The sequence below is a fragment of the Bartonella occidentalis genome (assembly GCF_037070875.1).
Lineage (GTDB): Bacteria > Pseudomonadota > Alphaproteobacteria > Rhizobiales > Rhizobiaceae > Bartonella.
The window spans coordinates 96,680-120,703 of sequence record NZ_JAYMZJ010000001.1; the positions used below are offsets into that span (position 1 = coordinate 96,680).

Below are 24,024 nucleotides of genomic sequence, written 5' to 3' on the forward strand. Positions count from 1 at the left end.
TCAAGCCATGCTATAAATGGTAATTGCCCTTTTGCCTAAATAAAATCTATTAAAAAAGAACCATTCCTCAATCTTATCATGAACAAAAATGGATGAGTTGTGTTTTTTGCAGAAAAAATGCTTGTCAAAACAGGATAAAATAAAAGTCACATTACATATACTATGGGTGAAAATGATCTCTAGGAAAACTCAATTTAAAAGTAGAATGTCTAGAGACTACTATTCCATCTAAAAGACGAACAATATTTTATGACAAATTCATGATCATTGAAAAATCTCTATAAAATTCCTCATCATTTTCATTCCACTATAAATGATAGCGATAAACACAAAATGTCAAAATATAATAGAAAGCATCCATCAAGCAATTGAAGATCACAACAACCATACACTGCATATGTTTTTGAGTATCACTTAACAGAACAACAAAACTGCTTTGAAGGTGAAAGAACAAATAAGGTCAATCAAACATTACATCAACTTATGATCGCATACAGACTTGTTTTTGAAAGACACGTTATCAAACGATCTGGATGATCATAAAAAACTGTGCAAATTTCAAAAAACAATCAAGACATTTAAAATACCGTCAAAGAAAAAAAATATCAGACAGAAAAATCAAGCACTTTTCGTTCCATCCCGAGAAATAGAAGCAATACGCAATAAATTCGTAGCACCAGGCGTTCCAAATGGGATTCCAGCTGTAACAATAAATTGATCTCCCCCACGACAAAAACCCTCTTGAAAAGCAATTGCCGCTGCCCGATCAACCATATCTTCCAAATCGTGCGCATCTTCAGTCACAACACAATAAAGCCCCCAAACAATAGCCAATCGCCGTGCAGTTTCCACAATTGGCGATAAAGCAATAATTGGTTTACTTGGGCGCTCACGAGATGCGCGTATTCCTGTTGTCCCTGAAGCAGTGTAAGCAACGATGACTGATAATGGAAGTGTTGCAGCAATCTGGCGTGCAGCAAGCGAAATAGCATCTGTACCTGTTGACTCTGGGACAGGATGCTGCGCACAAACGATTGTCGTATATGTAGGATCTTGTTCAATTTGCCGCGCGATGCGATCCATCATAAGAACTGCTTCTTCAGGATAGTCACCAGACGCTGATTCAGCAGACAACATCACTGCATCAGTCCCTGCATAAACAGCTGTCGCCACATCTGAAACCTCTGCCCGTGTGGGAATAGGTGATGTGATCATTGATTCAAGCATTTGCGTAGCAACCACTACAGGCTTTCCCGCTAAACGACACGCTTTTATGAGCTCCATTTGAATAGCAGGAACTCTCTCCAATGGCATTTCCACACCAAGATCTCCCCGAGCAATCATCACACCATCAGAAACATCAATAATTTTTTCTATATGCTCCAAAGCTTGAGGCTTTTCAATTTTAGCCATCAAAGCTACTTTGCTCTTTGTTAATTGACGCACTGCTATGATATCTTCTGGACGCTGAATAAAAGAAAGAGCAACCCAATCAACTGGCTGTTCCAAAACAGCTTCCAGATCATCCTGATCCTTTGGTGTTATTGGGCCAAAAGGTAAAACTGTATCGGGAAAACTCACTCCTTTTCTATCAGAAATATGGGTTCCAGCAATCACACGACACTGAATAAAATGACTGTCGCACACCTCAGCACACAGTTCCAGCTTTCCATCATTAATAAACAGCCGATCTCCTGGTTTAACAGCAGAAAAAACGTCCTTATGCGGAAAAAAAACACGCTGTCCATCGCCAAAAATATCACGATCATCTAATGTAAAGCTTTGCCCTATAACTAAATCTTCTTGACCCTTAGCAAAACAACCAACCCGCAATTTTGGCCCTTGGATATCCACCAAAATACCAATTGGCCGACGAACAGCTTTTTCAACACCGCGTATGCGCTTAACCAGGATACGCATCATCTCATGATCAAGATGGCTCATATTAAGCCGAAAAACATCTGCCCCAGCTTTAAACAGTTTTTCAATCATCGAAACTGAAGAAGAAGAAGGCCCCAGAGTCGCAATAATTTTTACTTTACGTGCACATTTCACGGCGAAGAAACCCCCGGGAAAGTAGTAGAATGATGGAAGACCGAATCATTAAATAATGATTTATCAGTCAATTGCAACATCCAACTGGTTTGATTCCCTGTATCAATCTCTTTAAATCCAGCCTTTTGAAATCCTCTGGCAAAACAGTCATGAACCCCTTTAATTGTAAATTGACCATCCTTCACACACATTGTTACAGGGCCTGGCCAAATTTCCTTTTTGTGAGCACCTTCCGCATAAAAATAATAAAACCGAGAAGAAAGCGCCCCCTCAACCAAAGTTTTACACTCTGCATCTGGGATCACCCACCACCCTTCGCTCACCCAACCTGAGAATGTACGATAGCCAAGAGCAACACCAACAGACTGTTGAGTACTATTACAAACACGAAAGTCAGCTTTTGCAAAATTAACCAACAAGAGCGAACAAAGAGTACCCAAAAGAAGCAACCAAAATCCTTTCTGCAATACCCATTTTTGTTTTTTAGAAATCACAAATCCACCCCTATGATGTCAGTTACAAAAATAAAACACCCACCCATTTATTTATTAGAGCTTTTATGTTGTATGCAGGTACATTTTCACTTTTTATTGCTCTTTTGCCAATGTAGCCATAAACCTTTACAAAATATTTAAAGTCAATTTGTAAAAATGAGACGTCTTGATTTATTTTCTGTTTTTCAGAAATCCCCCTATCGTTTCTTGACAGCATCATAAAATATATAATCTGGAGAAAAAAACATGGACACAGTAACAGATCAAATACACGCCATATCTGCAAACCAATTGCGTGCTTTTATAGAGCGTATTGAACGGTTAGAAGAAGAAAAAAAAACAATTTCTGATGATATTAAAGAAGTTTACACTGAGCTTAAAGGGTCTGGCTTTGATAGTAAAGCTGTCCGCAATATTATAAGATTGCGCAAAAAGGAAGATCATGAACGGCTAGAAGAAGAAGCAATCATACAACTTTATAAAAATGCACTTGGCATGAGTTAAGACGAACGGGCTTCTTGTTCTATTTCTTCGCGTAAAAGTTCAAGTTCTAACCAATCTTCTTCTTTTCGCATACAAAGACTTTTCTTTTCTTCCAGCGCTATTGATAAACGCTCGAAACGCTCTTTATCACAGCGATAAAGCGTTGGATCAGAGAGTTCTTGTTCAATTTTTTTAATTTGGTTCTGCAAAAGTGCAATTTGTTCAGGCAGTTTTTCCAGTGCATAAACCTGGTTGTAAGACAACTTGCGCAGGATCTTTCTTTCTCGCGATGAGATAGATTTTGTATGGCTCTTTACACGAGGTTTGGACAGTTCTTTATGCCGTAACGATATCTCGTTCTTGGCTTGTAGTGCTATCATATCACTATACCCCCCAGCGTATAAAATCCAAAGACCATCGCCTTGGGGTGTCAATATATGGGTCGCAGTTCGATCTAAAAAATCTCTATCATGGCTGACTAACAACACTGTACCAGCAAAATCAGAAACAAATTCTTGCAATAAATCCAATGTTTCCATATCCAAATCATTGGTTGGTTCATCGAGAACTAAAAAGTTTGCAGGTTGTGAAAGAAGCCGAGCAAGCATTAAACGCGCTCTTTCTCCACCTGACAATTCTTTGAGGGGGGTTCGCATTTGCTCTGGTGAAAACAAAAAGTCCTTCATATAGGAAGTGACATGCCGCTCTTGCCCATCTATTACGAGCGTATCACCCCTACAACCTGTTAAATACTGTGCTAAAGTTTCTTCTTCATTTAAAATACGTTGCTGATCAAGCAATGCCAAGGATAGATTATATCCATGCTTCACTATTCCACTATCAACTGATTCCTGCTTGATAAGCATGGAAAGCAATGTTGTTTTTCCTATCCCATTGGAACCAACAAGACCAATCCTACTACCACGTTGAATACGCAAGGATAAATCTTTCACAATGACGCGATCACCATAGGATTTTGAAATTCTCTTAGCTTCAAGCACCAATTGACCAGAATTTTGACTTTTAGCCGCTTCCAAAAGTGCAGTTCCAGGTGGTCGTTTATAGGTTTTCTGGATCTGTCGCAGCTCTTTTAATGCCTCTAAACGCCGCACATTACGTTTACGCCGTGCCGTCACTCCATAGCGCAACCATTGTTCTTCACGTTCAATTTGTCGACCTAATTTATGCTGTTTTTGCACTTCCTCTTCCAGCACCTTATCACGCCAATGCTCAAACTCAGAAAAACGCTTTTCCAGCCGTTTAGTCGTGCCTCGATCAAGCCATACCGTTGAACGCGTAACATTTTCTAAAAAACGCCGATCATGCGAAATCACCACGACTGCCGAACGCAAAGAACATAAAACACTTTCAAGCCATTCAATGGTTGGTAAATCAAGATGATTGGTTGGTTCATCCAAGAGAAGAATATCTGGTTTCACAGCTATCGCTCGTAATAACGAAACACGCCGCTTTTCACCACCAGAAAGGGTTGCCAACTTCTCAGTTCCTGAAAAACCAAGACTTCTGAGAAGCATATTAATCCATTGGACATCAGGAACGTCATCCAAACCAGCTTCCACATAGGTATGTACATCCTCAGCCCCTGAGCAATCAGGACTTTGCGATACATAACGAATAATCACCCCAGGATGACGAAAAACTTCCCCCTCGCTTGGATCTATCATCCCTGCGGCAATTTTTAACAGTGTGGATTTACCACATCCATTACGACCCACTAGCGCAATACGCGCTCCTTGCTCTACAGATAAGCAAACTCCGTTGAGCAAGTGTGTTTTTCCAAAACTTAGAAAAACACGATCAAGCCGCAGTAATGGTACTCCTATCAACGTCGAGAACAAGGTGCCTGATACAGTACACCTCCTCTACCTTGGTACGTACACAATCTTGGCATCTGAGGCGCTTGAGAACAAGGTGCTTGGTAAACATATCCTCTAGGATTACGATAATTACAAAGTGGTGCTTGCTGAATTTCAGCCGCTTTAGCCTGCTTTTTTTGATTTACAGCAACGCCAGTTACTGTCCCTGTAAGAGCACCAATTGCTGCACCAGCAAGTGCCGCATCAGGAGTGCTTCCACCAATTGCTGATCCTGCCAAAGCGCCTATTGCAGCTCCCCCAACACCATACCGTGCAACTCTTTGTTCACTAACCGAACAAGCCACTAAACTGACACCGACAGCTGAAACAGCTGTTACTTTTAAAATTGATTTTAACATATGAGAGCCTTTCTTCCTGTAAAGATCAAAATAAATATATCATTAAAGATCAAAGTATAAAGTATATCATTCATGTCAGCACTTTAACATTCTTCCTTACTTTTCTCGAACATAGCAGAATAGCTTCATGGAATAGGTACAGACGCCAACAATATAGCTTTTCCAGAACATAAATAACAAGAAAAAGTTCCACAAATACGATTAGAAAGTGTTAAAGAAGATCCAAAAGGCACATTTTTACACTCAAGTGGCCACTGAACACCCGATAAGGTTAATCCTTGCAAATCAGAAAAACCAATGATACTAAAAAGACAACCATCAGGTAAATCGCATGAAAAAGGCTTTGGCAAAATTGGCCATCCTTCTTCATAACCATTTGTTAACAATACTGAAATATTTTTTTCTGCCATAATGAGTGCTTGAGTCATATGAGAAAGAATGTGATCATTCCTTTCACCTCCAAAAGCACCACATAAAATAAGCCGTTTAGCACCATTTTGTAGAGCTTTTTCACACGCTAATGCACTATCAGTCTTATCTTTATCAGAAGGAAAAACTTCACGGGGAACATTGCTATATTTGGCCATTAAATCAGAGTCGGATGAATCAAAATCACCCAACCATAACTCAGGCATAACATTCAATGCAGCAGCATGACGCATTCCACCATCGGCGGCAATAACTCGACTGTTATGAATTTGGTTGAGCAAACGATCTGTCCTACAGATCTCTCCATTTAACAATATTGTAAATGTTGTCATGCCATATTATGCCTTTCGTAATCCTTTTTTCATATTCATTTTTTTATAAAGAATAATCATGCACAACCAAAAGAATCTTTTCCAAAAAACTTCTTCATTGTAAAGAATATGCGCAAGATTTGCCCAAAATCCAATCAACAAATGAGGTATACAGTGATCCAAGGCATCAGATTTTTTCAACAAAAAATCCTTTTTTACGCCAGAATCTGTCAAGCGCCTCTCATAGGCTTAACGCTTTTTCTTTCTGCCTGTCACACGACACCCCTCCCCAATGATATATCTTCCTCTTTGCTCTCTTCTAAAACAAGCAAACACAACGGCAAGAGTAATGTGTATGATACCTTAGGTGCAACACAGCACCCACGCATTTTGCAAATATATGGCGGCGCATATAATAATCCAAAGCTTGAAAGCATGTTAAAAAAAATTGTGCATAAACTTGCTATTGCCTCAAAAAGCTTTGATCAAACCTACCATGTCACAACTTTAGATTCAAAAAGTGTCAATGCGTTTGCTCTTCCAGGTGGCTATATTTATGTAACACGTGGAATGCTGGCATTAGCCAATGATTCTTCAGAAGTTGCAGCAGTCTTAGCGCATGAAATAGCACATATTATAGCCAATCATGGCATTTTGCGTCTGCAAAAAAAAGCAGAACTGAGACTCAAAAACCGTAATTATACAAATATATTATCACATTCCAGAACAAACAACCGAAACACCATTAAAGATGAGAAACAACTCGCGCAATTTTCGCGCAACCAGGAACTACAAGCCGATTGGATCGCTATCGAAATACTCAACCGCGCTGGATATGATCCCTTTGCGTCACCACGTTTTTTACAATCACTCGAGGCCTATAATGCTTTCTGCAATACTTCAGAAACCATAAATGCTTCATTAGATTTCTTAGCAACGCACCCAACAACTCCTGAGCGAATTCAACTTGCTATAAAAAAAGCTCAAGAAATCAGTACACCAAATACTGGAATTAAGGATCGTGATAGTTTCTTAAATAGCATTGACGGTACAGTTTTTGGTGGAAATACCCATGAAGGTTACGTCCGAGAAAACCAATTTATTCATCCCAAATTGGGCATCACTTTTTCTGTTCCCAATGGCTTTAAAATAACCACTTCCTCCAACGTTGTTTTAGCCAGTAATCCAAATAAAATTGCAATTCGTTTTGATGCGGTGCCGCTTCCTGCCAATATGTCTGCAAGCGATTATTTAAAAAGCGGATGGATTATAGGACTGGATGAATCATCTGTTAACCCAATTATGATACACAGTTTGCATGGAGCCCATGCTCACGCTGCCAATGAACAATGGCAATTTGATGTCGTCGTCATCTTGTTCAATAATTATATCTTTCGCTTTCTCACTGCTGCTCCCCATCATTTTAAAAACTTTGAATCCGTTGCAAAAAGCACTGTTCAAAGTTTTCATCCTCTTTCATCTTTACAACTAAAAAAGCTGCAACCCTTAAAGATCCGTGTCGTACGGGTTAAACCACAAGAAAGCATTGCAAGCCTTGCTAATAAAATGCAAGGCACAGTGCATAAAGAAAAGCTGTTTCGTATTATTAATGAACTTTCACCAACCCAAACTTTAACAGCAGGCACACGTGTTAAAATCATCACACAGTAAAGAATCAGCTCTTTTGAAAGTCCCGATATATTTATAAAAATATCATACAGAATGACAAATCCTTGTCATTCTCTGATTCTCAATGATTTTTCAGCCCTGATATGATAAACTTTCTAAAAGGGGTATTATGTATTGCTCACGCCGCATTTGCAAATACGTCTTCTCATTTTATTTTTGAGGATTCCTTAAAAGGAGTTTTTACACCTCGTATGCTTCTAGCGGGTTAGCAGTCAGCAACGCCGAGCGCAGCTTTTGCAAAGCTCGCGCTTCAATTTGCCGTACTCTTTCTTTAGAGATCCCCAACTTTTCACCCAAAACTTCTAAAGTAGCACTCTCTTCATTTAAGCGGCGGAAACGAATAATTTCAAGCTCCCGCTCATTAAGAATCTGTAAAGCATCATAAAGCCATTGTGTCCGTCTCTGGCTATCAATAACTTGCTCAATTAAAGCATCTGGAAGGGGATTCTCATCCACAAGGGCATCCATTTTCGCAACGGAATTGTCACTGGTATCAGAAATAGAAACACTCAATGAATTATCAGCACCAGAAAAACGAAAATCCATCGTTTCAACATCGCGAACTGAAACGCCAAGCTTATCGGCGATTGTACGAAAAATATCTTGCTTTGTCAGAGCGCTATCATCTTGCACCAATTTAGCTCGCAACCTGCGGAGATTAAAGAAAAGCGCCTTTTGAGAAGAACTTGTTCCTCCTCGAACAATTGACCAATTTCGTAAAATATAATCTTGAATAGAAGCACGTATCCACCATGTTGCATAAGTAGAAAAGCGAACCTCTCGATCAGGTTCAAAACGCGCTGCAGCTTCCAATAATCCTACATACCCTTCTTGTACTAAATCTCCTAATGGCATTTTGAAACGTTTAAAGCGATTAGCAATCGCAATCACCAAACGCATATGAGCCGCAGCAATTTGATGCATAGCATCGTCATCACGTTTATCTTTCCATCGCAGAGCCAAATCATGCTCTTTTTGTCGTTCAAGATAAGGCGCTTGCATAGCAGAACGCACCATATCACGTCCCAAACTTTTATCCGCATCGCCATAATTTTTGCCGTTTTTATAAACAGCGCTTACAAGATTACTCATAATAACCCCTTGCGATTTAAATTACCAAAATCAATTTGGCAACGACATCACCGTTTTTAAAAAAAAACGTAAAAGTTGTTTATTTAATAATCGCTACTTTAGCGTGTATTTTTATAATCGCAATTGTTTTTTTAGTGTAATCGTAAAAGTTACTACTTTAAGATGCATATTGACCGACAACATAACCGCATTTTCAGCATTCGTGTCATCACGTATGTCAAAACTTTTTTGTATAATTTTTTTGACACATGAATGTAAAAAAACAATACTATCAATAAAGTAGCATCTGTTTCATTTGACAGTCAGCTTGCTTATCCTTTAAGTAAGCAACACGTCTTTATTGTTGATTCTTTAACACAACTATCACGTGTAAAATACATACGAAACATCAAAATTGAAGAAAAAAGAAAAAATCAAGGTTAATTTGGTCTAAAGAAGTATCAAAAAACAACAAGAATGATTGAAGCAGGTACAACAAACGTGTTAAAGGAGCAGCACAATTATGGAATTGTCGCCAATAAGCTTTTACCGGTACAATACTTAAGAAAGAAAATAATCATGGATAGCAAGATTATTCAACAGAATGATATTCTTCAGGATGATATTCTTATTGAAAAACATGGAAATGGTAAATTTGAAGGTTTTCGTTTTTACCACAACAAAAGTAGTACCGATCAAGAAGCTAATACGCAAAATTTAGCCAACGATGAAAATCTCATCATTGCCTTTAACAAACGTGCAACGCGTTTTTGTGCTTCTGCGAATGGAGACTTTACACTCAGTTCTGATGGCATCGTACGCTGGACTGGCCAACCAGTCGGAAAACTAGTTGCAACAGAGGATTTTTTAACCCCCAGATCTATTCTTTTAGCGGATACGTACTTAACGGGAGAAGCGCACGATAAAGTAGTAAAAAGATTAGAACGTTTCGTAACTTTTCATTTGGAAACGGCTTTAAAGCCATTATTTGACTTACGCAATGCCGACAGCTTGACAGACTCAACAAGGGGGCTGGCTCAACAACTCATCAACTCTTTAGGAATTGTGCCTCGTCGAGAAATAGCTGAAACTGTCAAAAATCTTGATCAAGCATCACGAGCAGTGTTGCGGCGGTTAGGTGTTCGCTTTGGTGCATTCCATATCTATCTTGCAGCAATGCTTAAACCTGCCCCCGTCCAAGCAATTACTCTCTTGTGGAATCTCCAAAATGAGGGTCACGATCAAACTGGTTTACATGAAATTTTTGCTGCTCTAGCTGCTGGACGAACATCCCTTGCTGTTGACCCCACTTATAACCGCCGCTTTTACCAACTAGCCGGTTATCGGATCTTAGGCCGCCGTGCTGTACGGATTGATATTCTAGAACGCCTTGCAAACCTTATTCGCTCTGCGATTAATTGGAAGCAAGGAACAGAACCAAAACCCGATGGAGCATATGATGGAAAAAGCTTCTTTTCCACTCCAACAATGATGTCTATTCTTGGTGCCAACGGAACTGATATGGAAGAAATTCTGAAAGGACTAGGCTACCAATCGCATCCTTGTAACATTACTGTTTTTGAACAAAGCCTCCTCCAGAATAAACCTTCTGCCCATGCACACACAATGGGAAAAGACATTCCAGAGGCTGAATGCGTTGGAGACCAATGGCAGGCAATGCCTATCACTAAAAAAGATGACACATCACACGCTTTAGATGAAAAACAGTCTTATGTTACCGGTTATTTACCAGCAGCTGAACCTGTTGGCAATTTTGCTAAACAAAAACCTATCGCACAAGAAGATAAAGTTATTCTACTATGGCGTTATAATCATCAATTTCACCATCATTCTCACAAAAACCGTGATAAATCTGGACAGGGATGGCACAACAAAAACAGAAAGACTTTTAAAAGAGAAGGATTTGCCAATGAAGATACTTCTCAAAAAGCTGCATCACATGCACACCATTCTTATAAGTCTAACAACAAACCCCACAAGTATCCAAAGAATAAATCATCTCAAAGAGAAAAAACTCTTAACCTTGATTCACCTTTTGCAAAACTAATGGAGCTACGCCACCAACTTACAAATAAATAACAAAAGACGCATCTACACTTTCTATAAAAAGATCACTAGCGTGAAAAATGGAGGTTGATCTTGGCCTATGTAGTAACCGACAATTGCATTCACTGCAAATATACTGATTGTGTTGAAGTTTGCCCCGTTGATTGTTTTTATGAAGGTGAGAATATGCTTGTTATTCACCCCGATGAATGCATCGATTGTGGTGTATGCGAACCAGAGTGCCCAGCCGAGGCCATTAAGCCAGATACAGAGCCAGGGCTAGAACAATGGCAGGAACTTAATCTGCATTACGCCAATAAATGGCCCAATTTAACTATTCGTAAAGATCCTCTTCCCCAAGCAAAAGAAATGGACGGCGTTCCTAATAAATTAGAGAAGTATTTTTCAGAAAATCCAGGAAGTGGTGAATAATAATTGCATACTCATACACCCATATACCATTTAAAACTTTAAATCGCGTTGTATAAAAATAAAAAATTCCAAGCGAAATGATTGATTTTTTTGATTTTTGATGCTAATGTTGCTTTAACACATTTATCTTTCTAAGTATTTTTTCTTTGCTTTTTAGTTATAAAGCGGAGTGTTTTTTGTTACATTTAAAATTACTCAACTTTTATGCTCGCTAGATTAATATAATGTACTTGGTCAAAGAATATTCAGCATATTTAGGCTTTTAGCCTGCTTTTTTGCGCATTTATTGGTCATAAAGGGAGTAAATTAAAATGGCATCCCAATATAGCACTTCTTCTTCTGATGCTAAAGGATTCTCAACCTTTGAATACATTGTCTATCCAACCCATGGAGTAGGACAAATCATAGCTATTGAAGATCAAGAAGTTGCAGGGCATAAACTAAAGCTTTTTGTTATTCACTTTGCTAAAGACAAAATGGATGTCAAAGTACCAATTGCAAAAGCCATTTCTGTTGGAATGCGCAAACTATCTGCTGTTGGTTCTGTTGAGAGAGCACTAAAAATCTTACAAGGAAAAGCACGCGTTAAGCGTACCATGTGGTCACGTCGTGCTCAAGAATATGATGCTAAAATTAATTCAGGAGATCTCATCTCTATTGCTGAAGTCGTCCGTGATCTTTTTCGTTCCGATATGCAGCCCGAACAATCTTATTCTGAACGTCAACTTTATACTGCTGCGCTTGAGCGGATGGCTCGCGAAATTGCTGTTATCAATAGTCTTTCTGAAACAGAAACTATTAATCTTATAGAAATGCATCTCTCTAACAGATCGAAGCGCGAATTTAAAACCGATATAAAGGATACCAATGCAAACAGCAACACTATCTATGCTGCATAATAATAAAATTGCATTGATGTAATTATAACAAATAAAAAACCAGCGCCTAGCTGGTTTTTTATTTGAAACTCCATCACATAGAAGAATGCTTATAGATTAACTTGGTTTCTGTATAAAAATACACTGATAAAATTGGATCGCAATTTTATCCTTTTAATAAAATGTATTTTAAAACACTCTATTAAATATTACTCAATAAAAAACCATATCATCAATCGGATTGAATGATTCCGATAGAAGTTTACCGAATTTTTCCGCATCCCATAAAAAGCTTTAAAAAAATTGTTAAGCTTTCCATCGCAAACAATGCCAATAACCGGATCAAGAAATTTCCTACATCATCAGCAAACTTCTACACAAATAAGAACACGCCCAAAGAAGATAGGAAAAATCTTTCCTTCCCCCCTTGCAACTCACTTATGAAATCAAATATTTCACCCATCACCGATGATAGATCAAAATTTAGTCCTTAGCTGGCAAAACTGAACGTCCACGATACATTCCTGTTTTCAAATCAATATGATGAGGACGACGCAACTCACCAGAATTTTTATCTTCGATATAAGCTGGCGCCTTAAGGGCATCAGCCGAACGACGCATACCCCGTTTTGATGGAGAGGTTTTTCGTTTAGGTACAGCCATAAAGAGATACTCCAAATATACTAAAAAACAGGCAGCATCAAAACGACACAAACCTTATCAATAAACATCAGAAAACTTGATTTATCTATACACTGATTAAATCCTTTTGACTAGACTCTCATTTAATTTTTTGTTTGGCTTTCATATGACTTCCGCATAAAGTGCTGATCAACTAAAATAAGCAATTAAAGCCCGTGCAAACAAAATAAGCAAAAAACCACAGCTGTATGCTATAGATCTCAAAGTCTTATTTTATAAAACATACAAAGGGAAGCAAGAATGCATGAATTTACAACCCTTCTTGCAAATCATGCTCACAGCATTGAAAAGCAACTTGATACGCTATTAAATGATAAAGTCCAAAATGGTGAAATTGCTCGCCCTGAAATATTAATCAAAGCCATGCGCCACGGTACACTGAATGGTGGAAAACGTCTGCGTCCTTTTCTTATTATTCAAAGTGCAGCACTTTTTGATGTTCCTGTTCAACACGCTCTCAACGTTGCAGCAGCTTTAGAATGTGTTCACTGTTACTCTCTCATTCACGATGATCTTCCCGCCATGGATAACGACATATTGCGCCGCGGACAACCAACTGTCCACGTAGCATTTGATGAAGCCACAGCAATTCTGGCAGGCAATGCACTTTTAACTTTTGCCTTTGAAATCATTGCGCATAAAGCCTGTGAGCTTTCCTTTGAAACCAGAATCAATCTGATCACAGCACTTGCCCACTCAGCAGGACTTGGTGGTATGATAGGTGGACAACTACTCGATCTTGAAGCTGAAAAGAAACCACAAGACTGTAACAGTATTATCACTCTGCAACGCATGAAAACAGCAGCTCTTATAAGCTTTGCTTGCCAAGCAGGCGCAATTATTGGTAATGCATCCAACACAGTTATTCAAACACTTGCTGATTTTGGTACATACATTGGCCTTGCTTTTCAACTATCAGACGACCTTCTTGATGTCACCTCTAGCACTGAAGTTCTGGGGAAAACAGCAGGTAAAGATGTCGCAGCGCACAAAGCCACTTTTGTTCATATGTATGGCATCCAAGAAACACAAAAAAAACGAGACGAACTCATCGCTCAAGCAGAAGCACTGTTACAACCCTTTGGAGAGAAAGCTAAACCTCTCTGGCAAGCTACCCATTTTATAGCAACACGCAAAAATTAATAGCTTACCTGTGTTTTAAATACCAAAATAAAAGCTATAAGAACCACACAAAGCATTTTTTATTTTAGCCTTGTCCAAAGCGTGTATGAATGTAATCACCCAATATTTCCTCAAATTCCTCAGCAATATGATCGCCACGCAAAGTCTTAACCTTCTTTCCCTCAACAAAAACAGGCGCCGCTGGACTTTCGCCTGTCCCAGGCAAGGAGATCCCAATATCAGCATGTTTGGACTCCCCAGGTCCGTTCACAATGCACCCCATAACTGCAACCTTCAACCCTTCAACACCAGGATATTTTTCACGCCATACTGGCATATTTTTATATAAATCTGATTCAATTTTCTGTGCCAATTGCTGAAAAACTGTCGAAGTCGTTCGACCACAACCAGGACAAGCAGCAACCACGGGTAAAAACTGTCGAAATCCCATTACCTGTAAAAGCTCTTGACCAACTTTTACTTCCCGTGTTCGATCTCCGCCAGGTTCAGGTGTTAATGAAATGCGGATCGTATCCCCAATTCCTTGCTGTAATAAAACTCCCAAAGCTACAGAAGAAGCAACAATACCTTTTGTTCCCATCCCTGCTTCTGTCAATCCCAAATGGAGTGCATAATCACAACGTTCTGCCAAAGTGCTATAAACAGCAATGAGATCTTGTACATCACTTACTTTAGCAGAAAGAATAATTTTGTCACGCCCCAGACCTATTTCTTCAGCAAAAAGAGCCGAATGAAGAGCAGACTGAATAACAGCTTCCCGCATGACCTCAACGACAGATAAAGGGTTTTCCTTCTGAGCATTTTCATTCATAAGTTGTGTCAACAAGACATTATCGAGAGATCCCCAATTGACACCAATTCGGATAGGTTTACGATACCGACAAGCAAACTCAATAATTTCTGCAAATTGACGATCCTTTTTTACACCAAAACCTACATTTCCAGGATTGATCCGATATTTTGCAAGTGCCTCAGCACATGCAGGATGCTCTGATAAGAGCTTATGACCAATATAATGGAAGTCTCCTACCAAGGGTATAGACATACCTAATTGTTCCAGTCGCTCATGTATTTTTGGTACAGCAGCAGCAGCTTCATCACGATCAACAGTAATCCGAACTAATTGCGAACCTGCCCGCCAAAGAGCAGCCACTTGAGTAACTGTCGCCTCAACATCAGCAGTATCCGTATTGGTCATCGACTGAACAACAATTGGACTATCACCACCAACAATTACATTGCCAACAGAAACAGCCACAGATTGGCGTCGTTTCAAAGGTCTAGATAAATAATACACTGTATTCACCAAATTCTTCAATTTTCAAATCTATGCTATCGATTATCACTATGGCAACGCTTGTCAGAGTAAAATTTGCGAAATATGTTAAAGAAAACTCCTTCATTTCACCAGAGTTCGTGACTTGCCACCATTGGCCAATACACGGCGCAATCCATGCAACTTTTCAAGTTTAAAATCATTATTATACCAAAACCTAAATACAATTCCAACTGCCATCAAACAGTATACAATATGAAGGAGCTAAACAGATGCGTCTATTTCTGACCCATTCTCAAAATGCTGAAATTAAAAAAGGCATTACAAAATTTAAAAATGAATTGACCCCTGAGCACAGTTGGCATTTTGATAACATATCTGGCATACTTAACACATGGAAACAAAAAAGCTGCCACGCACTCTCTCATTTAAACAAACATGCTACAGAGTTGAAAAAACAAGTAAAAGAAAACCCTAAAAAAACCATTGCATTAGCTGCAGGAATAGCTTTAGCTAGTTTTTTGTTAACGCGCAAAAATTAAAAATATTCCAATCGCAAAATCTTCAAGCGCCCGCTCTAATGCGGGCATTTTCTATACTTAAGATCAGCGTTACAAAACAGCACATTCTTTTTTCATCAAAAAAAGTAATTCAAACAGTACTTAAAGATATATAACATAAAAAACCAAAAAAAATCTTCTAAGGTTAAAATCCACTTGTTGTAAGAAAAACTTATAAAAAGAAAATTTAAAAAAAACAAGAACTTAACCTCCAAAAACGTGTTTAGCTGTATCCACATATGTAACTACAGACATACCAGGAATAAGTTTCTCAGTTCCAGATTGTCCAGGATCTAAAACGATACGAACAGAAACACGTTGCGCAATTTTTATAAAGTTACCGATTGCAGTATCTGTTTTTAACAACGAGAACTCTGAACCTGTTGCAGGAGCAAAACGGTCAACCCGCCCTGTTAATTTTTTATTATTCAATGCATCAACAGAAAAAACAACAGGCTGCCCAACACGCATCTGATAAAGTTGCGTTTCTTTATAATTGGCAATAATCCAAATATCATCAGAAATAACCGATACCAATTGTGTACCAGGCAAAACATACTGTCCTACCCGTGCACCAACTAGTCCAACATGCCCCGTTCGAGGAGATAAAATCTTAGTATGCCTTAGATTAAGTTTAGCCAATTCGACACCAACTTTTGCTCCATCAACTTCTGACTGTAAGCTTTGGCGTTCAAGGTTCAATTGCTTTTGCAATTGGCGTTTTGTTTCAAGGGCAGCCAATAATTGTGAAAGAGGACGAGAAGCACCATCAAAGCTCTGCTTCTTGTTTCCAGAAAGAGCATTAGAAAATGTCTGGGAACGAGCCAACTCGATTTCAGCTATATTAATTTCTCCCTGCAAAATCTGATCCTGCAATACAATACTTGCAAGTTTTGCATTTTTTGAACTAAGAACAGCCTGAGCCTGAGCAAGTTGTTGCTGAAAAAGAGAATCATCAAGCTCAAATAGGAGCATCCCCTGTTCAACTTTTTGATAATCTTGAACATAAATCCGTGCAACTACACCGGCGATCTGCGGGCTAACAAAAGTAACATTACCCTTAATTGAAGCATTATCAGTCATTTGAATTGCACTGACAAAAGGGGGCAATTTCCAAGCCCATAGAATCAACAAAATGCCAGCCGCACCTGATAAGAATGCAATAATTGTTTTCTTCGACCGTAATACTAATCTTATCATTTTTACTCCTCTTTGTTAACATTACTTTGCTGTTTAAATGTTATCAAAGAACATGATTTTAAGCACATTTTTGTAAGAAAAATAACAAATACAACTGTTGAGATATAAAAATAAAGTCGATAAACATCATTATAGGCAAAGATATTCGCAGTTAACTTAAGTTTCTCAATGAGTTCAGACAAGCCGTGGCCAGTCTCCCCAAAAGCATGTGAGACTGAAGCGCTAAAAAAAGGCGAAAATAAAGCACCTATCCCACCACCTGAAATAAGAGGATCTGTAACAACAATATTCTGCGTTAAACGCTCAAAATGCATGTGAGCAAAAAAAAGCTGCAAACTACCAAAAAAGGCTGAACTCATTAATCCGCCTGTCATTTGCGTCAGCAAAAAAATCGTAATAAAACTTAAAACATAACGAGGTCCTCTTTCACTGGACATCATAAATCCCTTAAAAAGAGCAGGCGATAAAAAAAGTGTATAAGCAAAACCAATCAATCCTTGACTTAACATCATATCTTGCGGACGCGTTAACTGGCTTACATAACTGTCCAAATAAGATCCAAGCGCCAAACAACTCAAAGAAACAAGATAAAAATAATCTTCACGGCCAGAACGTAAAAAAAAGACACAAATACTCCCTCCTACAAGAGTCCCCAATACAACCGCAAGATACATAGGAGCCATTTCAGAATTCAACAGACCAAAAAGATTAAAAAATGCCGGTGCTAAAGTTGAATTTTCCAATAAAAGAACACGAAAAACTAGTAAAACAAGAACGGGTTGCAACATTTCTTTACTAAAAAGCCAACGAAAATCAATTAATGGTTTTTCTCTATTGAGTTCAATAATAATTGCAGTAACTAAAGACAAAATAACAAGTACAAATCCCCAACCAATCCACGGAGCCTCATACCACCAATACAATGAGCCAACAGACATAATCACTGCATTTAACCCAAGACCAAGTGCAATGAGACCATAACTCACCCAGTCCAATTTCATAATGACCTTATTGCGTGCAACAGGGGTAAGTGGAAGAGAAAAAATACACCCTAAACTGATAAGAACTAATCCCATTTCCACTGCTGAAAGAGCAAAAAATCCACCATTTTCTAACAAATTAGGTGAAATTAAATGGGACAAAGGCGCTGCTAAATTCGCATTCATATAATTTAAACTAAGACCAACAGTAAATTTCTTTGCTGGTGCAAAAGCCTCCATCATATAAAGAAGGGCAAGTGAAGCCAATGGTGCCGCAGCAATACCAGCAAAAAAACGAACGATCAAAGCAGAACGCAAATCTGTCACAAATAACTGCAAAACACAAACCAGCAAAAACCCAAGGATTGATAATTCTGCAAAAGCACGAAGCCCAAAATGGTAGCGAATTTTAATTAACATAATTGCAACACTTACATTTGGAGCCATATAGACAGCAACCAACCACATAGTTTCAGTCATGGTTGCATGAAAATCTCCTGTAAGCTGGATAATGTTAGATTGAACAACATTCGCCCCTAGACCATAAGCCCATTGCAAAATAAACGAAGCGAAAATATAAACAAAACACTTCGGTAAAGACCCCGCAAAAATAGTCCTAGGATGAGGAAAAGGCTCAGATTTTTCAGCAGACATAACCGCATCTTTTTTACCGCTCATGTCGCTTCTTCCTACAGATCCGTCATGCCTTCATCGAAATACCATCAACATTTGTCAATTGACACAAAAATTCTTCCACTTTTCCATTTGCTTCATTGCTTGTTTTTCCCTCTAATGCCGCACGCACTTGCAAAACCTTCTGCTCTAACAGATCAAAGGTAAGATGCTCCACAACCACAACCTTTTCTGCCAAAATAAAGCAACCTGAAGAAGTAATATCAGCAACACCTCCACTAACGACAAACAACTTTTCACCTAAAGAAGATAAAACGCGAATACTTCCTAGCATAATGCTTGCTACCAAAGGAGCATGACGAGCCATAACCGTTAGATTACCCGAAACTGAAGGAAGAACAACAGATGTCACCTGCTCTGAAAAAACTAGCTTTTCAGGCGACATAAGCTCAAACAAAAAACACTCTACTCTATTGTTTTCCACGGTGACCTCCACAAAGACCAAAAAAAGACCCATATAAGAGAATCTCTCATCGTAGCATCATTATCAATTTTCTTTTACGAAGAAGATTCTGTAATAAGTCGCTTTCCTTTTTCAATGGCCTCATCGATCGAACCGACCATATAAAAAGCTGCTTCCGGCAGATCATCATAATCACCAATGCAAAGACCTTTAAACCCTTTGATTGTATCTTCCAAAGAGACAAGCTTTCCAGGCGAACCAGTAAAAGCCTCAGCCACATGAAAAGGTTGTGAAAGAAAACGTTCAATTTTACGTGCCCGCCCTACGAGCAACTTATCATCTTCGGAAAGCTCATCCATTCCAAGAATAGCGATAATATCTTGCAACGATCTATACCGCTGTAAAATAGTTTGAACCTGATTTGCAACAGCATAATGTTCTTCACCTACAATCAATGGATCTAACATCCGTGAAAAAGAATCAAGTGGATCAACTGCTGGATAAATACCCTTTTCAGCAATTGAGCGAGACAAAACTGTTGTTGCATCCAAATGGGCAAAAGATGTCGCGGGCGCTGGATCAGTCAAATCATCAGCAGGAACATAAATAGCCTGAACAGAGGTAATAGATCCTGTTTTAGTACTGGTAATGCGCTCCTGTAAAGCTCCCATGTCCGTTGCCAAAGTTGGCTGATAACCCACAGCAGAAGGGATACGTCCTAAAAGAGCAGACACTTCAGCACCTGCCTGCGTAAAACGGAAAATATTATCCACGAAAAAGAGAACATCTTGACCTTCATCACGAAAACTTTCCGCAATGGTCAAACCTGAAAGAGCAACACGCGCACGAGCTCCTGGTGGTTCATTCATTTGCCCATAAACAAGTGCACATTTTGAACCCTTTGTTGAACCATCATTCTCTTTTGGATTTACATTCACACGACTTTCGATCATCTCATAATAAAGATCATTTCCCTCACGCGTGCGCTCTCCAACTCCAGCAAATACCGAATAACCTCCATGAGCCTTTGCAATATTATTAATAAGCTCCATAATTAAAACAGTTTTACCGACACCAGCTCCCCCAAATAAGCCAACTTTACCACCTTTAGAATAAGGCGCTAATAAATCAACCACTTTAATCCCAGTGACAAGAATCTCTGATACTGTTGACTGTTCAACATACTGGGGAGCTTCTTGATGAATAGAACGTTTTTTTATTGAAGGGATTGGTCCTAAATTGTCAACCGGTTCTCCAATCACATTCATAATACGGCCGAGCGTCTCTTCTCCAACAGGAACACTAATTTGTGTTCCTGTATCAAAAACCTTTTGACCTCGCACAAGACCATCGGTCGTATCCATAGCGATTGTACGCACTGTGTTTTCACCCAAATGCTGCGCAACTTCCAATACCAATCGATTCCCTAAATTGTCTGTTTCTAACGCGTTAAGAATATTTGGCAACTCGCCTTCAAATTGCACATCAACAACAGCACCAATAATTTGCTTGATCTCACCAACTGAACCTTTATCCTTCACATCTTTAGGAGGAGTGTATACAGAAGTAGAAGAATCTTTTACGCCAACTTGAGATTTTGAGGCGGTTTTCTTCACGCTTGAACGAGCAGCTGGTTTCTTTTCTTCAGCTTTTGATGTTCCTTTGCTTGACGTCACTGCTTTTACCATCAATCCTTACCTTTTCAATTTAAAGCGCCTCCGCGCCCGCAATAATCTCGACCAATTCTGTAGTGATCTGTGCCTGACGCTGACGATTATAAGTCACGGTTAATTTATTAATCATTTCACCTGCATTACGTGATGCATTGTCCATAGCGCTCATCTTAGCACCCATCTCTCCAGCGACATTCTCAAGCAAAGCCCGAAAAATCTGCGCTGAAAGATTACGCGACACAAGCTCGTCTAAGAGAAAGGCCTCATCAGGCTCATAATCATAAACTGTTGATTGTAGAGCTTGATTTTTTCCTGTTTTTTCAGCAACATTCTTTTCTTCGACCTGTTCTGTCGAAGAAATTGTCGGGATTAAGCGAAAAGCCGTTGGACGCTGATTGATCACTGAAACAAATTCAGAGTAAAACAGTGTACACACATCGAAAGCACCTTCATTGAATAAGTCAACGATACGCTGACTAATCATTGCCGCTTCTGCGAAACCAACTCGTTTTACCAAACGCAAATCAATGTGATCAACCATCAGAGCTTTATAATTACGCAGTAAAATATCTGCTCCCTTTTTGCCCACAGTTAATATCTTAACTATTTTACCAGCAGCAAGCAATGTTTCAATCTGCTCGCGAGCACGACGCGCAATTTGCACGTTAAAAGCACCACATAAACCACGCTCAGCAGTACAAACCACTAAAAGATGCACATCATCTCGCCCAGTTCCACGCATTAAAGGGGGAGAATCAACAACATCAACATCAGCAGCAACATTAGCCAGAATAGTAGCCATCCGCTGAGCGTAAGGCCGTGCTGACTCTGCAGCTTCTTGCGCACGGTGCAGCCTTGCAGCAGCAACCATTTGCATGGCCTTCGTAATTTTCTGCGTTGCCTTAACCGAGGCGATACGGTCTCTAAGATCCTTCAATGACGCCATTTAAGCATTCCATCAATTATAATCACGAAAACTTTTTCGCATAAGTATTAAGGATAGCAATCAATTTCTCTTTAATTACATCTGTTAATTGCTTTTGACCAGCAATCTCTTGCAAAATGTCTTGATGATCACTCCGCAAAAGTGTCAAAAGACCCTGCTCAAACCGACCAACATCAGAAATAGCCAGTGCATCAAGATAACCATTCACACCAGCAAATATGACAACAACTTGTTCTTCTATTTTAAGTGGAGAAAATTGCGGCTGTTTCAAAAGTTCAGTCAAACGTGCACCACGATTTAAAAGGTGCTGAGTTGATGCATCCAAATCTGAACCAAATTGCGCAAAAGACGCCATTTCCCTATATTGCGCCAATTCACCTTTGATAGATCCTGCAACTTGCTTCATTGCTTTGATTTGTGCAGCAGAACCAACACGTGACACAGAAAGACCAACATTCACGGCAGGACGAATTCCCTGATAAAATAGATTTGTTTCTAGGAAAATTTGTCCATCGGTAATAGAAATAACGTTAGTTGGAATATAAGCAGAAACATCATTTGCCTGTGTTTCAATGACCGGCAAAGCCGTCAAAGATCCAGAACCATTTTCAGCATTCAGCTTTGCAGCACGCTCCAAGAGGCGAGAATGAAGATAGAATACATCCCCTGGGTAAGCTTCACGACCAGGTGGACGACGAAGCAAAAGAGACATTTGACGATAAGCAACGGCCTGTTTTGAAAGGTCATCATAACCGATCAAAGCATGTTGACCATTATCACGGAAATACTCCCCCATTGCACAACCAGCAAGAGGCGCTATAAACTGCATAGGAGCAGGATCAGAAGCCGTAGCAGCTACAATAATCGAATATTCAAGTGCTCCACGTTCCTCCAAAACTTTAACAAATTGAGCAACCGTCGAACGTTTTTGACCAATAGCAACGTAAATACAATACACTTTATCCTGATCTCGCCCAGCACCTTTTTGATGAAAAGGTTTCTGGTTTAAAAATGTATCAAGCAAGATTGCTGTTTTTCCTGTTTGACGGTCACCTATCACTAACTCACGTTGGCCACGTCCAATAGGAATAAGCGCATCAATAGCTTTTAATCCCGTAGGCATTGACTCATGCACTGACTGACGCGGAATAATACCTGGAGCCTTAACATCAACACGACGACGTTCTGCGGACTTAATAGGCCCTTTACCATCTATAGGATTTCCAAGTGCATCTACAACACGTCCAAGAAGTTCTGGACCTACAGGAACATCCACAATAGTGCCCAACCTTTTAACACAATCCCCTTCGCGAATACCACGATCCGAACCAAAAATCACAACCCCAACATTATCGACTTCCAAATTCAATGCCATACCGCGCACGCCATTTGAAAAAGAAACCATTTCACCCGCCTGGACATTATCCAAACCATAAACGCGAGCAATACCATCACCCACAGATAAAACCCAACCAATCTCTGAAACTTCAGCCTTTTGGTCAAAGTTTCCGATTTGCTCTTTTAGAATTTTTGAAATTTCAGACGGTCTAATGTCCATCAGCTGACCTCTTTTTTCAATGCAAGCTTAAGCGAAGATAACTGCGCCACAAGAGATGTATCAATCTGAAATGATCCTAAGCGAACGATCAGTCCACCAAGAATTGTCGGATCAACAGAAATACATAGCAAAACCTTTCCCCCTACGACACCTTCCAAAGTCACCCGCAATTCCTCTTCTTGATCGGAACTTAACGCACGCGCAGAAATAATCTGTGCAGAAATTTCTCGACGAGAAAAAGCAACACGACGCTGAAAAGCGTGTAAAATACCAGACAAAGCACAAAGTCGACGGTTTGCCGCGATAACACACAAAAAATCACATACAATCCGTCCAGCATCCTTATCAGCAAAACCGAAACTTTTACAGACAGAACGAATGACCCCAACTTGCTCTTTTACTGAAGAAAATGGATTTTGAACAAAGCGCTTTAAGTCTTCATTTTGATCCAACATAGCCAAAAAAGACGCTATTGCTTTTTCAACATTTCCAACAGATCCAGCTTCTTGAACAAAATCGAAAAGCGCCTGCGCATAGCGTTGATATACCAATGGCAGCGGTATAAGAGAAAATGAATCCGACACGAAATACCGCCTCTTTCCCTTGAGCAACTCTCTGATAATTACCAGATAAAATGAACCAAACATCCAAAGTTTTAAGAATCTTTCTTAAAACCCAGAACAGAAAACTTCTCGGTTTTTAGCATAGACAAAACCGACTCGCAACACCGCAAATGAAGCTTTCT

The 24,024-nt window shown here is 39.4% G+C and carries 22 protein-coding genes; 7 read left to right on the forward strand and 15 right to left on the reverse strand.

All coding sequences use genetic code 11. The annotated features are described in order from the left end of the window. Nucleotides 1-618: 618 nt before the first annotated feature. Nucleotides 619-2,055 (reverse strand): pyruvate kinase, encoded by a 1,437-nt coding sequence (gene pyk, locus WCP78_RS00450; protein WP_336278553.1) that lies wholly within the window; start codon nucleotides 2,053-2,055, stop codon nucleotides 619-621. Next, nucleotides 2,052-2,549 carry a DUF1036 domain-containing protein gene (locus WCP78_RS00455; RefSeq protein ID WP_336278554.1) on the reverse strand — a complete coding sequence of 166 codons (498 nt, stop codon included), beginning with the start codon at nucleotides 2,547-2,549 and terminating at the stop codon, nucleotides 2,052-2,054. Before WCP78_RS00455 ends, pyk begins: the two co-directional genes overlap by 4 nt. Before the next feature lie 246 nt (nucleotides 2,550-2,795). On the opposite strand from WCP78_RS00455, the gene WCP78_RS00460 reads away from it, so the two are divergent. Further along, the gene (locus WCP78_RS00460) at nucleotides 2,796-3,053 is read left to right on the forward strand and encodes a DUF2312 domain-containing protein (protein ID WP_336278555.1); all 258 of its coding nucleotides are present in this window, start codon (nucleotides 2,796-2,798) and stop codon (nucleotides 3,051-3,053) included. On the opposite strand, the gene WCP78_RS00465 is transcribed toward WCP78_RS00460, so the two are convergent. From WCP78_RS00465 to WCP78_RS00475, 3 genes are all read right to left on the reverse strand, one after another. Further along, nucleotides 3,050-4,876 carry an ABC-F family ATP-binding cassette domain-containing protein gene (locus tag WCP78_RS00465; RefSeq protein WP_336279099.1) on the reverse strand — a complete coding sequence of 609 codons (1,827 nt, stop codon included), beginning with the start codon at nucleotides 4,874-4,876 and terminating at the stop codon, nucleotides 3,050-3,052. The genes WCP78_RS00460 and WCP78_RS00465 overlap by 4 nt on opposite strands. Further along, nucleotides 4,876-5,268 carry a YMGG-like glycine zipper-containing protein gene (locus WCP78_RS00470; RefSeq protein ID WP_336278556.1) on the reverse strand — a complete coding sequence of 131 codons (393 nt, stop codon included), beginning with the start codon at nucleotides 5,266-5,268 and terminating at the stop codon, nucleotides 4,876-4,878. Before WCP78_RS00470 ends, WCP78_RS00465 begins: the two co-directional genes overlap by 1 nt. Before the next feature lie 125 nt (nucleotides 5,269-5,393). Then, nucleotides 5,394-6,029 (reverse strand): thiamine diphosphokinase, encoded by a 636-nt coding sequence (locus WCP78_RS00475; protein WP_336278557.1) that lies wholly within the window; start codon nucleotides 6,027-6,029, stop codon nucleotides 5,394-5,396. Between the two features lie 330 nt (nucleotides 6,030-6,359). On the opposite strand from WCP78_RS00475, the gene WCP78_RS00480 reads away from it, so the two are divergent. Beyond that, complete coding sequence (locus tag WCP78_RS00480; RefSeq protein ID WP_503619184.1) at nucleotides 6,360-7,679, forward strand: M48 family metalloprotease; 1,320 nt, start codon at nucleotides 6,360-6,362, stop codon at nucleotides 7,677-7,679. Between the two features lie 198 nt (nucleotides 7,680-7,877). Here the strand turns inward: WCP78_RS00480 and WCP78_RS00485 are convergent, their stop codons facing one another. Continuing rightward, entirely contained in the window at nucleotides 7,878-8,789 is a 912-nt protein-coding gene (locus tag WCP78_RS00485) for an RNA polymerase factor sigma-32 (RefSeq protein ID WP_336278558.1), read from the reverse strand. A gap of 558 nt (nucleotides 8,790-9,347) precedes the next feature. On the opposite strand from WCP78_RS00485, the gene WCP78_RS00490 reads away from it, so the two are divergent. The 3 genes from WCP78_RS00490 (at nucleotide 9,348) to WCP78_RS00500 (ending at nucleotide 12,166) form a co-directional block, all read left to right on the forward strand. Continuing rightward, complete coding sequence (locus WCP78_RS00490; protein ID WP_336278559.1) at nucleotides 9,348-10,868, forward strand: hypothetical protein; 1,521 nt, start codon at nucleotides 9,348-9,350, stop codon at nucleotides 10,866-10,868. A gap of 60 nt (nucleotides 10,869-10,928) precedes the next feature. After that, nucleotides 10,929-11,267 (forward strand): ferredoxin FdxA, encoded by a 339-nt coding sequence (gene fdxA / locus WCP78_RS00495; protein WP_336278560.1) that lies wholly within the window; start codon nucleotides 10,929-10,931, stop codon nucleotides 11,265-11,267. Between the two features lie 311 nt (nucleotides 11,268-11,578). After that, on the forward strand, nucleotides 11,579-12,166 hold the full coding sequence (locus WCP78_RS00500) for a CarD family transcriptional regulator (RefSeq protein WP_336278561.1): 588 nt from the start codon (nucleotides 11,579-11,581) through the stop codon (nucleotides 12,164-12,166). 462 nt (nucleotides 12,167-12,628) lie between these two features. On the opposite strand, the gene rpmF is transcribed toward WCP78_RS00500, so the two are convergent. Beyond that, nucleotides 12,629-12,808 carry a 50S ribosomal protein L32 gene (gene rpmF / locus WCP78_RS00505; RefSeq protein ID WP_336278562.1) on the reverse strand — a complete coding sequence of 60 codons (180 nt, stop codon included), beginning with the start codon at nucleotides 12,806-12,808 and terminating at the stop codon, nucleotides 12,629-12,631. Between the two features lie 279 nt (nucleotides 12,809-13,087). On the opposite strand from rpmF, the gene WCP78_RS00510 reads away from it, so the two are divergent. Continuing rightward, a complete protein-coding gene (locus WCP78_RS00510; RefSeq protein WP_336278563.1) occupies nucleotides 13,088-13,990 on the forward strand; it encodes a polyprenyl synthetase family protein in 903 nt (300 codons plus the stop codon). 64 nt (nucleotides 13,991-14,054) lie between these two features. Here the strand turns inward: WCP78_RS00510 and ispG are convergent, their stop codons facing one another. Further along, complete coding sequence (gene ispG / locus WCP78_RS00515; protein WP_336278564.1) at nucleotides 14,055-15,296, reverse strand: flavodoxin-dependent (E)-4-hydroxy-3-methylbut-2-enyl-diphosphate synthase; 1,242 nt, start codon at nucleotides 15,294-15,296, stop codon at nucleotides 14,055-14,057. Nucleotides 15,297-15,538: 242 nt separating this feature from the next. Here ispG and WCP78_RS00520 point away from each other — a divergent pair, with 242 nt between their 5' ends. Further along, nucleotides 15,539-15,808: a hypothetical protein gene (locus WCP78_RS00520; RefSeq protein ID WP_336278565.1), complete on the forward strand. Its 270-nt coding sequence runs from the start codon at nucleotides 15,539-15,541 to the stop codon at nucleotides 15,806-15,808. Between the two features lie 222 nt (nucleotides 15,809-16,030). Here WCP78_RS00520 and WCP78_RS00525 read toward each other — a convergent pair whose 3' ends face one another. The 7 genes from WCP78_RS00525 to atpH form a co-directional block, all read right to left on the reverse strand. Next, nucleotides 16,031-17,026 carry an HlyD family secretion protein gene (locus WCP78_RS00525; protein WP_336278566.1) on the reverse strand — a complete coding sequence of 332 codons (996 nt, stop codon included), beginning with the start codon at nucleotides 17,024-17,026 and terminating at the stop codon, nucleotides 16,031-16,033. A 2-nt stretch (nucleotides 17,027-17,028) separates the two neighbouring features. Next, nucleotides 17,029-18,684, reverse strand: a complete 1,656-nt coding sequence (locus tag WCP78_RS00530) for an MFS transporter (RefSeq protein WP_336278567.1) — start codon at nucleotides 18,682-18,684, stop codon at nucleotides 17,029-17,031. 22 nt (nucleotides 18,685-18,706) lie between these two features. Next, on the reverse strand, nucleotides 18,707-19,123 hold the full coding sequence (atpC, locus tag WCP78_RS00535) for an ATP synthase F1 subunit epsilon (protein WP_336278568.1): 417 nt from the start codon (nucleotides 19,121-19,123) through the stop codon (nucleotides 18,707-18,709). Nucleotides 19,124-19,197: 74 nt separating this feature from the next. Next, nucleotides 19,198-20,790, reverse strand: a complete 1,593-nt coding sequence (gene atpD / locus WCP78_RS00540) for a F0F1 ATP synthase subunit beta (RefSeq protein ID WP_336278569.1) — start codon at nucleotides 20,788-20,790, stop codon at nucleotides 19,198-19,200. A gap of 19 nt (nucleotides 20,791-20,809) precedes the next feature. Further along, the gene (locus tag WCP78_RS00545) at nucleotides 20,810-21,721 is read right to left on the reverse strand and encodes a F0F1 ATP synthase subunit gamma (protein ID WP_336278570.1); all 912 of its coding nucleotides are present in this window, start codon (nucleotides 21,719-21,721) and stop codon (nucleotides 20,810-20,812) included. A 22-nt stretch (nucleotides 21,722-21,743) separates the two neighbouring features. After that, entirely contained in the window at nucleotides 21,744-23,279 is a 1,536-nt protein-coding gene (gene atpA, locus WCP78_RS00550) for a F0F1 ATP synthase subunit alpha (protein ID WP_336278571.1), read from the reverse strand. Beyond that, nucleotides 23,279-23,863 (reverse strand): ATP synthase F1 subunit delta, encoded by a 585-nt coding sequence (gene atpH, locus WCP78_RS00555; protein ID WP_336278572.1) that lies wholly within the window; start codon nucleotides 23,861-23,863, stop codon nucleotides 23,279-23,281. Before atpH ends, atpA begins: the two co-directional genes overlap by 1 nt. Nucleotides 23,864-24,024 lie beyond the last annotated feature (161 nt).

Bases quoted from the DNA above. Each gene is read 5' to 3' on its own strand.
- WCP78_RS00470 (WP_336278556.1), bottom strand. From the start codon at position 5,268: ATGTTAAAATCAATTTTAAAAGTAACAGCTGTTTCAGCTGTCGGTGTC.
- WCP78_RS00545 (WP_336278570.1), bottom strand. From the start codon at position 21,721: ATGGCGTCATTGAAGGATCTTAGAGACCGTATCGCCTCGGTTAAGGCA.
- atpD (WP_336278569.1), bottom strand. From the start codon at position 20,790: ATGGTAAAAGCAGTGACGTCAAGCAAAGGAACATCAAAAGCTGAAGAA.
- WCP78_RS00520 (WP_336278565.1), top strand. From the start codon at position 15,539: ATGCGTCTATTTCTGACCCATTCTCAAAATGCTGAAATTAAAAAAGGC.
- WCP78_RS00525 (WP_336278566.1), bottom strand. From the start codon at position 17,026: ATGATAAGATTAGTATTACGGTCGAAGAAAACAATTATTGCATTCTTA.
- atpA (WP_336278571.1), bottom strand. From the start codon at position 23,279: ATGGACATTAGACCGTCTGAAATTTCAAAAATTCTAAAAGAGCAAATC.
- rpmF (WP_336278562.1), bottom strand. From the start codon at position 12,808: ATGGCTGTACCTAAACGAAAAACCTCTCCATCAAAACGGGGTATGCGT.
- WCP78_RS00500 (WP_336278561.1), top strand. From the start codon at position 11,579: ATGGCATCCCAATATAGCACTTCTTCTTCTGATGCTAAAGGATTCTCA.
- WCP78_RS00510 (WP_336278563.1), top strand. From the start codon at position 13,088: ATGCATGAATTTACAACCCTTCTTGCAAATCATGCTCACAGCATTGAA.
- WCP78_RS00475 (WP_336278557.1), bottom strand. From the start codon at position 6,029: ATGACAACATTTACAATATTGTTAAATGGAGAGATCTGTAGGACAGAT.
- WCP78_RS00490 (WP_336278559.1), top strand. From the start codon at position 9,348: ATGGATAGCAAGATTATTCAACAGAATGATATTCTTCAGGATGATATT.
- WCP78_RS00460 (WP_336278555.1), top strand. From the start codon at position 2,796: ATGGACACAGTAACAGATCAAATACACGCCATATCTGCAAACCAATTG.
- WCP78_RS00530 (WP_336278567.1), bottom strand. From the start codon at position 18,684: ATGAGCGGTAAAAAAGATGCGGTTATGTCTGCTGAAAAATCTGAGCCT.
- WCP78_RS00485 (WP_336278558.1), bottom strand. From the start codon at position 8,789: ATGAGTAATCTTGTAAGCGCTGTTTATAAAAACGGCAAAAATTATGGC.